Below are 12,711 nucleotides of genomic sequence, written 5' to 3'. Positions count from 1 at the left end.
CTCGTCACCATCGTGGAAGACGCGGGCACACCCACAACTCCAGCACCGGCCAAACGCTCACTTTTCTCAACCCTTCGCCTCGCCGTCGGCGCGCTTCTCCTTCTGCCGGCCATCTGGTTCAGTTGGAAGACCGTCGATGGTCTGGCGGCGCGCCGCGACCTCCGCAGCGATCTTGCCGAGATCACGCATGCGCGCTACGGCATCCTTAGCGCTGACCAGTGGCGCGACATCATAGGGCCCATGCTGCAGGCGCAGGTGGGCAAGCTCGATCTCAAGACGCAAAGCAAAAGCCTGCGGCCTATGGTCGAGCGGTCGCTGTATGCGCTACTCGACAACGTCAAGACGCAGATGTCTGCGCCCGATCCAAAAACGAAGAAGCCCGGCGCCAATCCGATGATCGTCAATATGATCGTCACCTCGCTGCGCCCGCATGTGCCCGAATACACCAGCGTGGTGATGGCGCAGTTGACCAAGCCGGACGTCGAGAAGAGCTTTCAGGACTCTATCCGCGGCGTGCTGGCCGACGCCGTCAAGAACACCTTCAGCCCCACCGACATGACCACCTACAACGCCATCCTGAAGCGTTATGGGTGCGCGGACGGCGTGGCATGCGAGGCGACTCTCTCGAAACAAATCGCCGCGGCTGACACACAACTGACCCGTGACTACCTCATCGTCCTCGCATCGGCGGCGCTCGCGTTTCTCCTCCTGATGACCAGCAGAGGCCGCCTTTCGCGCGGCGCTGTCATAGTGCTCATGCTGTTCTGCATCACCATGGCGGCCGCGGGCGTACTCAGTCCCATGCTTGAAGTCGAGGTCCGCGTCAGCAAAGTGGACGCAACGCTGCTCGGCACGCCCATCGAGTTCCGCGACCAATCGCTCTACTACCGAAGCAAGACAGTCCTTGAGGTGTTTGACACACTCATCCACATGGACCGGCCAGAGATGAAGCTGGTCGGCGTGCTCGTCATTCTCTTCAGCGTTGTCTTCCCCACGCTGAAGATGCTAGCGCTGGGCGCGGGTCTCATTCGGCCGGTGCTATTGCGCACCAACCGGCTGGTAAAGATCTTTGCATTCGAGTTGTCGAAGTGGTCGATGGCCGATGTCATGGTGCTCGCCATCTTCATGTCGTTCGTGGCATTCAACGGCGTCATCACGAGTTCATGGGATGGCCTGCGCCAAATGCCCAACATTCAGCAGGTGGTGATCCCAACCGATGCCTCGAAGATCCTGCCCGGCTTCTACCTGTTCTTCGGGTTCTGCATCGCGAGCATCTTCTTATCGCGGAAGCTCGAGCGCGGCATCGAAGAAGCCTGACTAAAGGCCGCAACGACGGAGATCAGAGCCAACCCTTGGCTCGAGCCAGTCGCGCGGCCTCCACTCGGTTTGAAGCGCCCAGTTTGCTGATGGCTTCGGAGAGGTAGTTGCGCACCGTGCCTTCGGAGAGATGCAGCTCTTCGGCTATCTCAGAGCTTGATTTGCCTTCGCCGGCGCGCCACAGAATCTGGCGCTCGCGTTCGGTCAGCGGATCAGGGCCGGAGTCCCAGGCTTCGGCGGCCAGGCCGGGATCGATGACGCGCAGACCGCGATGCACGCGGCGAACGGCATCGGCCAGTTCCGCAGAGGGGCAGTCCTTCAGCAAATAGCCTTTCGCGCCTGAGTCGAGGGCACGGCGCAGATAACCGGGGCGCGCGAAAGTGGTGAGGATCACGACTTTTGTTTCGGGAAAGCGGCTTTGGACTTCCCCGGCGAGGGTGAGGCCAGTCATCTCAGGCATCTCGATATCGGTGACCAGCACATCGGGCTTCTGCTTCGCGATGGCGGTGAGCGCTTCGCGCCCGTTGGCAGCGCTGGCGCAGACCGCGATGTCGGGCTCGGTTTCGAGCAGCGCTGCCAGCGCCCCGCGCACCATGGCTTGATCTTCCGCGAGAACCACCTGAATCTTCTTCATCATTTCGCGACCTATGCCGGCACTTCGATGACAAGCCGTGTCCCGTTCTCCGAAAGGATATGGAACCGGCCTTCGATGGATTCCACGCGCTCGCGCATGCCGCGCAGGCCGTTACCTTCCTGGCGGATTCCGCCGCGGCCATCGTCTTCGATTCCCAATACGATCTGCCGGCCGCGCTGTTCAAGCGAGATGTGGCAATGGCTGGCATGCGCGTGGCGTACTATGTTGGTCACGGCTTCGCGGACGATGAGCGAAAGCACCGTCTCCTGTGCGGGCAGCATCTTTGGCGCGCTGGACGCGCAGTCGAGCGTCACCCCTGCGGCGTCGAGTGTAGCCCGGGCACGGTCAAGTTCGGCAGCAAGACCCTCGGCGCGGTAGCCGCGAATCGCCTCGCGGACTTCAGCCAGAGCGGTGCGCGCGATCTGCTCCACTTCGTGGATCTCCTTGCCAGCGCGTTCGGGATTGTGATCCAGCAGTTTGCCGGCAAGTTCGGACTTCAGGACCACGAGTGACAGCGTGTGGCCGAGCACGTCGTGCAGGTCGCGCGCGATGCGTTCGCGCTCAGCGACCTTGGCAAGATGCTCGATTTCTTCCTGCGCCAGACTCAGTTTTTGGTTCGCCCTCATTCGCTGCGCAGCCACGGTGTTCGCTGAACCGACAGCGAGGCAGATGAAGAGCGGGAATCCCCAGGCCCATGGATTCACGTGTAAGAGCAGCCCTTCGGCTATCAGGGCCCCCGAGATGGAAATGAAGATGCCGATGCAGACAGCAAGTGAGTCCGTTACGAACGGCGCAAGGGCGACGACGTAAACGACAATCCCTGACGCACTGAGATTGATGGGGAAATACCAGACTCCAAGCACTGCCAGGCCAGCCAGAAACAGGTACGCGGTACGGCGTGAGCGGGCATAGATGACGCCGACGTAGAGGGCAAGGAAAACGACGTAGACTACCGCGAACTGAACCCAGTAGGGGCGCGAGTTCCGCTCCACCGGCTGGATGAAGAAGAACACGGAATAGATGAGCCAGATGAAGTCGAACCAGCGGCGCCTATGCTGATGCATGCCGACGAAGGTGCGCTCGCGCAGGGCAGCATCGGTACTGCGAATGCTGCCCACCAGGTTTTGCGCGGGTCTCACGCTGCGGCCGAAGGCTGCCCTGGGTTCGTCCGATTTGGAATCGGTTGCGCTCACGCCTTGGCTTCGCTCCTGTTGAAGATCATCCATGCCGCTCCAAACATCACCAGAGTATATCCAGCCAGAACCTGCACGTGCGTGGCCATCAATCCCGGTTGCGCCATGCCGATCACGTTCAGCGCCAGCTGAGCCAGGTGGTAGGTGGGCAATGCGGGTGCAATGGTCTGCAGCCAATGGGGAAGCATGGTGATCGGCATCCAGAAGCCGGAAGCAAACGACATGGGCAGATAAATCAGGTTGATAATGCCGGGTGCGGAATTGGCGGGCACCAGGACGCTCACCAGCAGGCCCATGGCGGCGAAGGGCACCGAGCCCAGCAGGACCACTCCAATGAGCCGGACGGCCTGGATGACGGTGACATGCGCGCCTCCAAGGGTAAGCGCGAGAGCGATGAGGACTATCTCGATGATGAGCGCGAACGCAGCGGCGTTTACGATCTTGGCGGCAAGGTAGGCGAGGCGCGGCATGGGGCTGGCCTGTTTCAATTCGAGCCATCCCTGCGCCCGCTCCATGGAAATGCCCATGCCGATGCCGAACAGGGCCGCGGACACAACGCCCATGCAGCCGTAGCTAGCCATGAGATAAACCGCGTAATCGGTACGGCGGTTGGATATGCCGAACAGCAGATAGAACATGATGGGGAAGCCGAGCACCGAAAGTGAGAACGCTTTGATGCGCAGGGCTTTTACGAACTCGTATTGAATCTCCTTGGCGAAGATCCGGCTCAGGAAAGCTAAGCGTGATGGCGGCTGCAGGGCGATGGCATTAGCGCTCATGGTGGCCTCCTTTCGGGCCGGCGGTGAGGGCAAGGAAGGCGTCTTCGAGAGCCGGGGTCAGGATCTCGAGGCCGCTCAAGGTGCGATCACGCTGCAGCATCTCGCGGACGACGTCCTCCGCGGCTTCCGCGGTGACGATTACCGCCTCGCGGTCCTGGCGCACGTCAGAGACGGTGGGCAGAGTGGCCAGGAACGCGTGATCGAGCTGGGTGACGCAGCGAATGCGGCGGCCCGATACGCGGCGGCGGATATCAGCCGGAGTGCCTTCGCAGATTGTCTTTCCGCGATTGATGACGACCACGCGCGTCGCGAGCACGTCGGCTTCTTCGAGGTAGTGCGTCGTGAGCAGGACGGCCTTTCCGGCAGCGGAGAGCGCTCGGACCTCGTCCCAGAGCGCGCGGCGCGACTCGATGTCCATGCCGGTGGTGGGCTCGTCGAGGAAGACCAGGTCGGGATTGCCGCAGATGGCCAGACCGAAAAGCGTCCGCTGGCGCTGGCCGCCGGATAGCTTGCCGAAGAGGCGGTTTTCCAGGCCTTCGAGCTTGGCGATGCGGACGATTTCTTTTGTCGGCAGCGGCTGGGGGTAGTAGCTGCGGAACAGGTCGATGAGTTCGCGAACCCGAAGCACTTCCGGCACGCGCGCCACCTGCAGCATCGCGCCGGTGCGGGTGCGGGCATCGGCGTCGCGGGGATCGCGGCCGAGGACGCTGACCGCTCCTGCGTTGGGTGCGATGAGCCCCAGAAGGAGCCGGACGGCGGTGGTTTTTCCGGCGCCATTGGGACCAAGCAGCGTGACCACTTCACCGGGCGCGAGCCGGAAGGAAAAGTTGTCCAGCGCCGTCGTCTTTCCATACTTCTTGGTGACGGAGTGCAGGTTCGCGACCGTGGCGTTAGGACCGGTCCACGCTGCGGCACTTATGGAACTCTGCGAAGGATAAACATCGGCTGTCGCCATCGCGTCTCCTCTTTGCCACTCGGAGTCAGCCTCCAGCGGCAAAGACAGGATCGCGTGGAAGCGGGCGCAGACCCAGTGGAGAATGTCACGATTCGGATGTGACAGATGTCATGTTGCTAAAAGGCATTTGAACCAATTCGCATGTTGGCGCATCTGCAATAGGTAGAAAGCGAGGCGCGCTGTGACACAGTTAGCTCAACCGCTTCAACAACTTCCGGGCAAACAGCCGCGTGTGGTCATTATCGGAGGCGGCTTTGGCGGCATCCACGCCGCGAAATCGCTGGCTCATCTTCCCGTCGAGGTTACGATCATTGATCGTCGCAACCATCACACGTTCCAGCCCCTTCTGTATCAAGTGGCTTTGGCGGTTCTATCCCCGGCCGACATAGCATCGCCCATCCGCAGCATTGTGCGGCACCAGAAGAACACGCAAGTTCTGATGGATGAGGTGATTGGGATCGATACATTGAAGCAGTCGGTGGCACTGAAGAGCGGCGCGCAGATTCCTTATGACTATCTCGTCGTGGCAGCGGGATCTACGCACTCTTATTTCGGGCACGAAGAGTGGTCAGCCGCTGCGCCGGGTTTGAAGACGGTTGAGGATGCTACGGAGATTCGCCGGAGGGTGTTGCTGGCTTTCGAATTAGCAGAGCGGCACATGCAGGAGCACGGGTGGCATCCGCCGCTGAATTTCGTGGTGATTGGCGGCGGACCCACGGGCGTGGAGCTTGCGGGCGCGATCCGCGACATTGCGCAGTACTACATGAAGCACGACTTCCGGCACATCAATCCGCAGAAAGCAAAGGTTTTGCTGCTCGATGGCGGTGAGCGGCTGCTGGCTGCGTATCCGCCGGATCTGAGTGCAAAGGCGCAGAAGGAGTTGGAGGCCCTGGGGGTTGAGGTCCACCTGGGGTGCCACGTGACGGGAATTGAGCCTGGCTGGGTCGAGACTGGTGGGCCGCGTCCTCTTGGAAAGCTTGAGGCTGCGGTCATTCTTTGGGCGGCGGGTGTGCAGGCTTCGCCGCTGGGCAAGATGCTGGGAGGGGAGACGGATAAGCGCGGATGCGTGATCGTAGACGATCAACTCAATCCAGCCAATCTGGCTAATGTGTTTGTTTTGGGCGATTTGGCGCACTTTGTTCAAGACGGGAAGCAGGTTCCCGGGGTGGCGCAGCCGGCAATGCAGATGGGGGATCATGTCGCGAAGATGATCAGCGCCGACCTGAAGGGGGCTAAGCGACCCGCCTTCAGGTACTTCGACAAGGGCGACATGGCTACGATCGGACGCATGTCGGCGGTCGCGGATGTGAAGTGGCCGTTCAAGGCGCACATGGGCGGATTTCCGGCCTGGTTCACGTGGCTCACCGTGCACATCTTCTTCCTGATCGGGTTCAGGAACCGCATAGCCGTTTTGTTCACATGGGTTTGGAGCTACTTCAGCTTTACGCGGAGCGCGCGCCTGATTACGGGAGATCAGCGGCTACCGGGGTGGCAGGAACAGGTCGAAGCTGGTCCGGCGCGACCGTCCGCGGCGGTGTCTGCGCAGACTGGAGTCAGTGGTTCGAGGGCAGCTGACTAACCGATAAGGTTTCCAAGAATGGGCCCCCGGGCACCCGTCTTTCGGGCACCCGGGCTTCACGCGGCGCGGGGGGAGTCTTTCAGTAGGCCGAGGTCGATGAGGCTCTGGGCGGTGGCGACCAAGGCGTCTTCGCGGGAACGCGGATTCCAGCCGAGGAGGCGGCGGGCTTTTTCGCCGGTGGCGTTTTTCGGTTTGCCCAGTTCGGGCAGGATGAGGCGGACCGATGGGTCGGCGAACGCGAAGAGTCGGACCAGCCAGTTGGGCAGTTCGCGGGTGGGTACGCGACGGGCCGCGGGGCCGAGGCGCTGCTTGAGGACGTTCGCCACCTCCTGGAGGGAGATAAAGTCTCCGGAGGCGCCGAGGAATCGCTCGCCGTTGGCAGCGGGGCGGGTCATGGCGCGGATGTGGAGGTCGGCAACGTCGCGGACGTCGACAATGCCGAAATTGAGGCGCGGGCAGCCGGGCAGGGCTCCGTCCATGAGTTTCTGGACGAGCATGATGGACGCCGCGTAATCCGCGGAAAGGACCGGACCGCAGACGAGGACGGGATTGATAACGGACAGTTCAAGCGATCCCCCTTCGCGGGAGATGAAGGCCCAGGCAGCGCGTTCGGCGATGGTCTTGGATTTGGCGTAGGCCGTAAGGCCGGGGGCGTTGGGGTCGGTCCAGTCGTGTTCGTTGTATGGAGCGGTGTGGTTCTCGTGGCCGTAGCCGATGGCGACAAAAGAGGAAGTAAGGACGACGCGTTTAACGCCAGCGTCGCGAGAAGCACGGAGGACGCGAAGGGCTCCTTCGCGGGCGGGGACGATGAGGTCATCTTCATGGCGCGGAACGCCGGGGGGAAAGGGGGAGGCGACGTGGAGGACATAGTCGCAACCGCTGACGGCCGGGGGCCAGCCGGTATCGCTGTTGAGATCGGCGGCGAAGAAGGTGAGTTGGTTGCCGGGGTCGGCGCCGGCGCGGCGCAGGGTGGCGCGAACGTCGTTCTCGCGCTTGAGGTCGCGGACGGTGGTGCGGACCTGATGGCCCTGGGCGAGCAGTTGCAGGATGGAGTGGCCGGCGATAAAACCTGAGCCGCCGGTGACGAGAACTGTACTCATGTGGAACTCCTGATTGCGGAAATGGCGCTACGGACCGGTATGCTCCTTTAGATCGAACGTTCGTTCTAGTCGATTCAGATTTTTCGAACTGCTAGAATGATCGTTCTAGAAGGTGCCGACAGACAATGCCGAAGAAAATCAAGCCCGAGGTCGCCGGCCCCGAGTCTGCCGGTCCCGAACCATCGAGGCGCGAAGAGATTCTGGAGGCCATGCTGGACCTGGTGGTGGAGCAGGGGCTGCAGGCTCCGATGTCTGCTCTGGCAAAGCGGTCGAGGGCCAGCCCGGGGGTGATCTATCACTACTTTCCGAGCAAGGACGAGTTGATTCGAGCGATCTACCAGCGGGTGCGCGCAAGCAAGCGCGATATTTTGCTGGAAGGCGTGAGGGCGGAGATGCCGCCGCGCGAGGCTCTGCTGCTGGTGTGGCTGAATGCGTACCGCTTCTATCGCACGCACTTGCGTGAAACGCGCTTTCTGGATCAGTACCTCAATTCGCCCTACTGTTCGCCCGCGGGGGACGCGGAGGAGGCGGATTCCGATTTCGCACCGATTCTCAAGCTGCTGCAGCCGAAGAAGAAGGGCGGAGTGATGAAGGACCTTCCCCAGGAGGCTGTGACCAGCCTGACCTTGGGGCTTGCGGCGGATTTGGCGAAGGCGCCGAGGGCGTTCTCGAAGGCTACGCTGATGCGGATTGCGGAGACGGTCTGGGCGGCGGTTGCTGAGGAGTCGGAGTAATAGTGGGTTCTGTGGTGTCTTGGAAGTCCCTCCCAAGTCTCCAGAAGCGAGAGACCTGGGCACCCGGCGAAGGACAACTGCAGGTCCCTCCGTCCGCTGAAGAAAACGCGCGGACTGTCGGGATGACACGTCCATGGAGTGAGCGACTGGTAAACTGGTGAGTCATGCTCGATCTGAATTTTGTTCGGGGAAACCTAGCCCTAGTGGAAGAGAAACTGCGTGCGCGCGGGGCCGATCCGGCGGCGCTACTGGGGAATTTTCATGCTCTAGATAAGGAGCGGCGACAGGCCATTACGCAGGCCGAGACGCTGAAGGCGCGGCGCAATGAGCTGAGCCAGCAGGTGGGGCAGCTCAAAAAGACGGGGCAGGACGCGTCGGCTCTGATGGAGGAGACGCGGAAGCTCAAGGAGAGTCTGGACGAGCTGGACAAGCGCGCCGCTACGCTGGATGAACAGATGCGGTTCTCGCTGGCGAGCATTCCGAACCTGACGCGGGACGAGGTTCCGGTAGGGCGGTCGGAAGAAGACAACGTCGTTGTGAAGACGTGGGGCGAGAAGCGCGCGTTTGACTTCGAGCCGAAACCGCACTGGGAGCTGGGCGAGGGCCTGGGGATTCTGGACCTGGAGCGCGCGGCGAAGCTGAGCGGGGCGCGGTTTGCGGTCTACATGGGCGCGGGCGCAAGGCTGGAGCGAGCGCTGATTGGGTTCATGCTGGACACGCACACGGCGAAGCATGGGTACACCGAGGTACTGCCGCCGTTTATGGTGAACAGCCGGAGTTTGTTCGGGACGGGGCAGTTGCCGAAGTTCGCAGAGGATCTGTTCCGGTGTTCGGATGCGGATGCGGAGAGTGCGGCGAAGGGCGAGTTCAGGGACGCGGATCACTGGCTGATTCCCACGGCCGAGGTGCCGGTAACGAACCTGTATCGCGACGAGACTCTGGACGAGGCGCGGCTCCCTATTGCTTTGACGGCGTATACGCCTTGTTTCCGGGCGGAGGCAGGCGCGGCGGGCAAGGATACGAGGGGGATCATCCGGCAGCATCAATTTCAAAAAGTGGAGCTGGTGAAATTTGTGAAGCCGGAGGAGTCGGACGCGGAGCACGAGCGGCTGACGCGGGATGCCGAGGAGATTCTGGAGGCGCTGGGACTTCCCTATCGGCGCATGCTGCTGTGCACGGGCGATACGGGGTTCTCGTCGGCGAAGACGTTTGATTTGGAAGTGTGGCTGCCGGGACAGCAGTTGTACCGGGAGATTTCGTCGTGCTCGAATTTTGAGGGGTTCCAGGCGCGGCGGGCGAATATCCGCTACAAGCCGGCGGGCGGCAAGGCGAAGAGCGAGTTTGTGCATACGCTGAACGGGAGCGGCCTGGCAGTTGGACGGACCTGGCTGGCAATTTTGGAGAACTATCAGCAGGCCGATGGGTCGGTTGTGGTGCCGGATGCGCTGCGGCCGTATATGGGCGGGCTGGAAATCATAAGCGGTCAGTGATCAGTGGTCAGTGATCAGTAAGGCTGAGATGAGTCGGATTTTGAAGAGCTATTTTTACTGGACGTATCCGCGCGGAAACTTTCACTACGACGTGATGGTGACGCTGATTCTGCTGTTTATCTTTGTCACGCCGCATCTATGGAATTACGGAGACAAGCCGGCGGTGCTGGACTTTCCGCGGGATCCGATGACGGTGGCGAGTGACGGGAAGTTTGGAATGATCATCACGGTGCCAGCGAGGGATGTGAGCGCGACACCGGGGGATTCGGATAAAGCTGTCAAGAAGGCGCTGCGGGCGGCGGTGGAACCGGTGGCGGGGGATTCGGTGTTTGTGGACCGGTGGCAGCTGACGCGCGATGCGGCCGGGAATCCGCTGGCTTGGAAGGTTTGGGCCCACCGCTAACCACCTACGGTGGGGCCGCTGCGGCAGCGCCGCCTGATGGTTCGGGGCGACTTACCGGGCGTACCTGGGTTTGATCTGATAGGGCACAGCTAGATGCCCGGAGACAGCGAATGCTCTTCGGAAATCGCCGGCGGGAAGACACAAAATGGGTTCTTCCCCGCTCGCTCCGCTCAGGGTCAGAATGACAGACTCTCAACTTAAACGAAGGGTCTGGCTAGCCCGAGCCGGCGGATTTGTGTTTCTTTGTGCCGGCATGGCGCGTCAAAGATATGGAAAGGAAGGGTATGCGCAAGTTTCTTGTCGTGCTGGTCGCGGTGACGGTTTTTGGGGCTCCCGCGATGCGCGCTGATGACCTGGATTCAGTGCTGCGCAAGTTGGACGCTGCGGCAGTCAGTTTTCGTTCCACCTCGGCCGATTTCAAGATTGTGAACGCGATGACCGATCCGATTCCCGAGACGGAAGAGCAGACGGGAGCGGTGTACTACGAGCGCAAGAACAAGTCGTTCCAGATGGCTGCGCATATCCAGCAGGTGGATGGGCGGCCGGTGCCGAAGACGTATATGTTTTCAGGCGGCGAAATGAAGCTTTGGGAGGGTGGCGCGCTGAACCAGGTGACAACCCTGACGAAAGCGGGCAAGTTCGAAAGCTACCTGGCGCTGGGGTTTGGGGCGAGCGGCAAAGACCTCGAGGAAAAGTGGACGATCACCTACGACGGCGATGAGACCATCGCGGGCGTGAAGACGGCGAAGCTCGAGCTGGTGGCGAAGGATCCAGGCGTGCGCAAGAACCTGCCCAAGGTGATTGTGTGGATGGATACGACGCGCGGCATCAGCATGAAGCAGTTCTTCGATGAAGGGCAGGGGCAGTCGCGGACGTGTACCTATTCAAATATCAAGCTGAATGCGTCGTTGCCGGGGGATGCGTTTACTTTTCCTACGAACTCGAAAACTCAATACATCAAGAGATAGCGGGTTGGCGATTCGGCACTACCCTAGGTGGCAAGCAGATTCCCTTCGGGAATGACAGAAAGAAAAGCAAGTGCAGTTACGTGGCCCGGGTGCTTAGAGCGCCTGGGCCGTTTGCTTTTGGGGGACGAAGCGGGCGATGGCGATGCCGCCAAGGACGAAGAGCATGGGGAAGAACTCGATGGTGTAGCGGGCTTCGGGGGCTTCGATGGTGGCAAGCAGGAGGCAGCGGAGGACGAAGTAGAGGAGCATCCACTTTGCGAGCGGGGGGCGGAAGCAGAGGCCAATGAATCCGAGGAGGAAGTAGAGCGCGTTTAGGCCGGCGTAGAACCAGCTGAAGCGCGTTTCAGCTCGGTGGTTGCCGTAATGCCACCAATCGAGATCGATTGGGAGGTTTTCTACGCGGGGACGGAAGAGCATATCGCCGACGCGCAGGAGCGGGAGCTCGAAGTAGTAGCGAAACGAGTCGGCTCTGATGCGCTGGTTGGCGAGCTGGGCAAAGCGATCGTCGAGGGATTGAGACAACTCGTCCCCGTTGGCGTGGTAATCGGCGAAGAGCTGGAGGGTTTCTTCCTGTTGTTCGGGGAAATCCCAGGCGCGGGAAGGTACGTTCCTGACGTCGATGGGGCCAGGCATGTTCCAGTAGATCTGGTAGGTGGATGTGAAGTCGATGCACCAGGTTTTCATCCAGCTCTGGAAGCCGGGCCACGTGGGTTCGCCGGGGTCAGTGGCGTAGCGGGGTGCGAGCGGCTGGAAGACCTGGAAGGTGGTCCAGTTGCGCCAAGTCCAGGCGGCGAAGGGCACGAGGACAAGCACGATGCAGACGATGACTTTGCGCAGCTCTCCATAACCGAGGCTTGCGCCATAGAAGGACCGCCATCCACCTGAGCCGAGGCGATCGCGGGCTCCCCCGAGCATGGGGAGTGCAAAGACGAGGCCGACGAGCGCGCCGTCGGGCCGGAGGAGCGCTGCGGAAGCGACGGCGAATGTGAATGCAAGCACGGAACGCCAGTCGCCCCAGCGGCGGAACCGCACCACGGCCCACATGGTTATTGCAATGCAGAACAGGGTGGGCGCTTCCGTGAGCGGCTCGGCCGCGTAGATGGCGGTAAAGGGGCAGAGGCAGGAGAGCCAGAGGGTGGCCTGCACGGCGGAGAGGCGATGGGTGAGGCGCCAGGCGAGCATGGAGAGGAGGACGCAGCCTCCAAGCTCGGCGAGGATCTGAATGCAGACGGGCGCAAAGTAGTTTTCGATGCCGAAAACGCGGAAGCAGGCAGCGAGGAAGAGCGGGTACCCGGGCAGGCGAATGAGCGTGTCGTGCAGGGCTCCGCTGCCGTCGGTGATGGCGTAGCGGTGGTGAAGCAGGAGGTTCTTGGCGATTCCGCCGTAGAGCTGGGAGTCGTCGCGGACCTCGAAGAAGTTGTAAATCATCCAGAAGCGAAGCACCGCTCCGCCGAGAAGAGCGCAGACGGTGGACACGATGGAGAGAACCCGAACGATGCCAGCTCGGCGCGACGTCGATTGACTGGAGGAGGCGGGTTCCATATAGATTCGTTACTCTA

At 61.5% G+C, this 12,711-nt stretch carries 12 protein-coding genes; 6 read left to right on the top strand and 6 right to left on the bottom strand.

The window, feature by feature from the left end:
* Positions 1–12: 12 nt before the first annotated feature.
* Complete coding sequence (locus tag MOP44_RS15515; RefSeq protein ID WP_260790968.1) at positions 13–1,317, top strand: paraquat-inducible protein A; 1,305 nt, start codon at positions 13–15, stop codon at positions 1,315–1,317.
* A 22-nt stretch (positions 1,318–1,339) separates the two neighbouring features.
* Here the strand turns inward: MOP44_RS15515 and MOP44_RS15510 are convergent, their stop codons facing one another.
* From MOP44_RS15510 to MOP44_RS15495, 4 genes are read right to left on the bottom strand one after another with little or no spacing between them, the layout of a single operon-like run.
* A complete protein-coding gene (locus tag MOP44_RS15510; protein ID WP_260796661.1) occupies positions 1,340–1,951 on the bottom strand; it encodes a response regulator transcription factor in 612 nt (203 codons plus the stop codon).
* Between the two features lie 11 nt (positions 1,952–1,962).
* Positions 1,963–3,144 carry a sensor histidine kinase gene (locus tag MOP44_RS15505; protein WP_260790967.1) on the bottom strand — a complete coding sequence of 394 codons (1,182 nt, stop codon included), beginning with the start codon at positions 3,142–3,144 and terminating at the stop codon, positions 1,963–1,965.
* Positions 3,141–3,923, bottom strand: a complete 783-nt coding sequence (locus tag MOP44_RS15500) for an ABC transporter permease (protein WP_260790965.1) — start codon at positions 3,921–3,923, stop codon at positions 3,141–3,143. The genes MOP44_RS15505 and MOP44_RS15500 overlap by 4 nt, the downstream gene beginning before the upstream one ends.
* Positions 3,913–4,878: an ABC transporter ATP-binding protein gene (locus MOP44_RS15495; protein ID WP_260790963.1), complete on the bottom strand. Its 966-nt coding sequence runs from the start codon at positions 4,876–4,878 to the stop codon at positions 3,913–3,915. The genes MOP44_RS15500 and MOP44_RS15495 overlap by 11 nt, the downstream gene beginning before the upstream one ends.
* Positions 4,879–5,059: 181 nt before the next feature.
* Here MOP44_RS15495 and MOP44_RS15490 point away from each other — a divergent pair, with 181 nt between their 5' ends.
* Complete coding sequence (locus MOP44_RS15490) at positions 5,060–6,457, top strand: NAD(P)/FAD-dependent oxidoreductase (protein WP_260790961.1); 1,398 nt, start codon at positions 5,060–5,062, stop codon at positions 6,455–6,457.
* 56 nt (positions 6,458–6,513) lie between these two features.
* Here the strand turns inward: MOP44_RS15490 and MOP44_RS15485 are convergent, their stop codons facing one another.
* A complete protein-coding gene (locus tag MOP44_RS15485; protein ID WP_260790959.1) occupies positions 6,514–7,557 on the bottom strand; it encodes an SDR family oxidoreductase in 1,044 nt (347 codons plus the stop codon).
* Between the two features lie 125 nt (positions 7,558–7,682).
* On the opposite strand from MOP44_RS15485, the gene MOP44_RS15480 reads away from it, so the two are divergent.
* The 4 genes from MOP44_RS15480 (at position 7,683) to MOP44_RS15465 (ending at position 11,152) form a co-directional block, all read left to right on the top strand.
* The gene (locus MOP44_RS15480; RefSeq protein ID WP_260790958.1) at positions 7,683–8,291 is read left to right on the top strand and encodes a TetR/AcrR family transcriptional regulator; all 609 of its coding nucleotides are present in this window, start codon (positions 7,683–7,685) and stop codon (positions 8,289–8,291) included.
* Between the two features lie 164 nt (positions 8,292–8,455).
* Positions 8,456–9,781 (top strand): serine--tRNA ligase, encoded by a 1,326-nt coding sequence (serS, locus tag MOP44_RS15475; RefSeq protein WP_260790957.1) that lies wholly within the window; start codon positions 8,456–8,458, stop codon positions 9,779–9,781.
* 40 nt (positions 9,782–9,821) lie between these two features.
* A complete protein-coding gene (locus MOP44_RS15470) occupies positions 9,822–10,184 on the top strand; it encodes a hypothetical protein (RefSeq protein WP_260790956.1) in 363 nt (120 codons plus the stop codon).
* Positions 10,185–10,468: 284 nt separating this feature from the next.
* Positions 10,469–11,152 (top strand): LolA family protein, encoded by a 684-nt coding sequence (locus tag MOP44_RS15465; protein ID WP_260790955.1) that lies wholly within the window; start codon positions 10,469–10,471, stop codon positions 11,150–11,152.
* A 93-nt stretch (positions 11,153–11,245) separates the two neighbouring features.
* Here MOP44_RS15465 and MOP44_RS15460 read toward each other — a convergent pair whose 3' ends face one another.
* Entirely contained in the window at positions 11,246–12,694 is a 1,449-nt protein-coding gene (locus tag MOP44_RS15460; protein ID WP_260790954.1) for an ArnT family glycosyltransferase, read from the bottom strand.
* Positions 12,695–12,711 lie beyond the last annotated feature (17 nt).

It is taken from the genome of Occallatibacter riparius, assembly GCF_025264625.1.
Lineage (GTDB): Bacteria > Acidobacteriota > Terriglobia > Terriglobales > Acidobacteriaceae > Telmatobacter > Telmatobacter riparius.
This window is presented reverse-complemented; position numbering and strand designations above follow the sequence as displayed.

Bases quoted from the DNA above. Each gene is read 5' to 3' on its own strand.
- MOP44_RS15510 (WP_260796661.1), bottom strand. From the start codon at position 1,951: ATGAAGAAGATTCAGGTGGTTCTCGCGGAAGATCAAGCCATGGTGCGC.
- MOP44_RS15500 (WP_260790965.1), bottom strand. From the start codon at position 3,923: ATGAGCGCTAATGCCATCGCCCTGCAGCCGCCATCACGCTTAGCTTTC.
- MOP44_RS15495 (WP_260790963.1), bottom strand. From the start codon at position 4,878: ATGGCGACAGCCGATGTTTATCCTTCGCAGAGTTCCATAAGTGCCGCA.
- MOP44_RS15485 (WP_260790959.1), bottom strand. From the start codon at position 7,557: ATGAGTACAGTTCTCGTCACCGGCGGCTCAGGTTTTATCGCCGGCCAC.
- MOP44_RS15480 (WP_260790958.1), top strand. From the start codon at position 7,683: ATGCCGAAGAAAATCAAGCCCGAGGTCGCCGGCCCCGAGTCTGCCGGT.
- serS (WP_260790957.1), top strand. From the start codon at position 8,456: ATGCTCGATCTGAATTTTGTTCGGGGAAACCTAGCCCTAGTGGAAGAG.
- MOP44_RS15465 (WP_260790955.1), top strand. From the start codon at position 10,469: ATGCGCAAGTTTCTTGTCGTGCTGGTCGCGGTGACGGTTTTTGGGGCT.
- MOP44_RS15460 (WP_260790954.1), bottom strand. From the start codon at position 12,694: ATGGAACCCGCCTCCTCCAGTCAATCGACGTCGCGCCGAGCTGGCATC.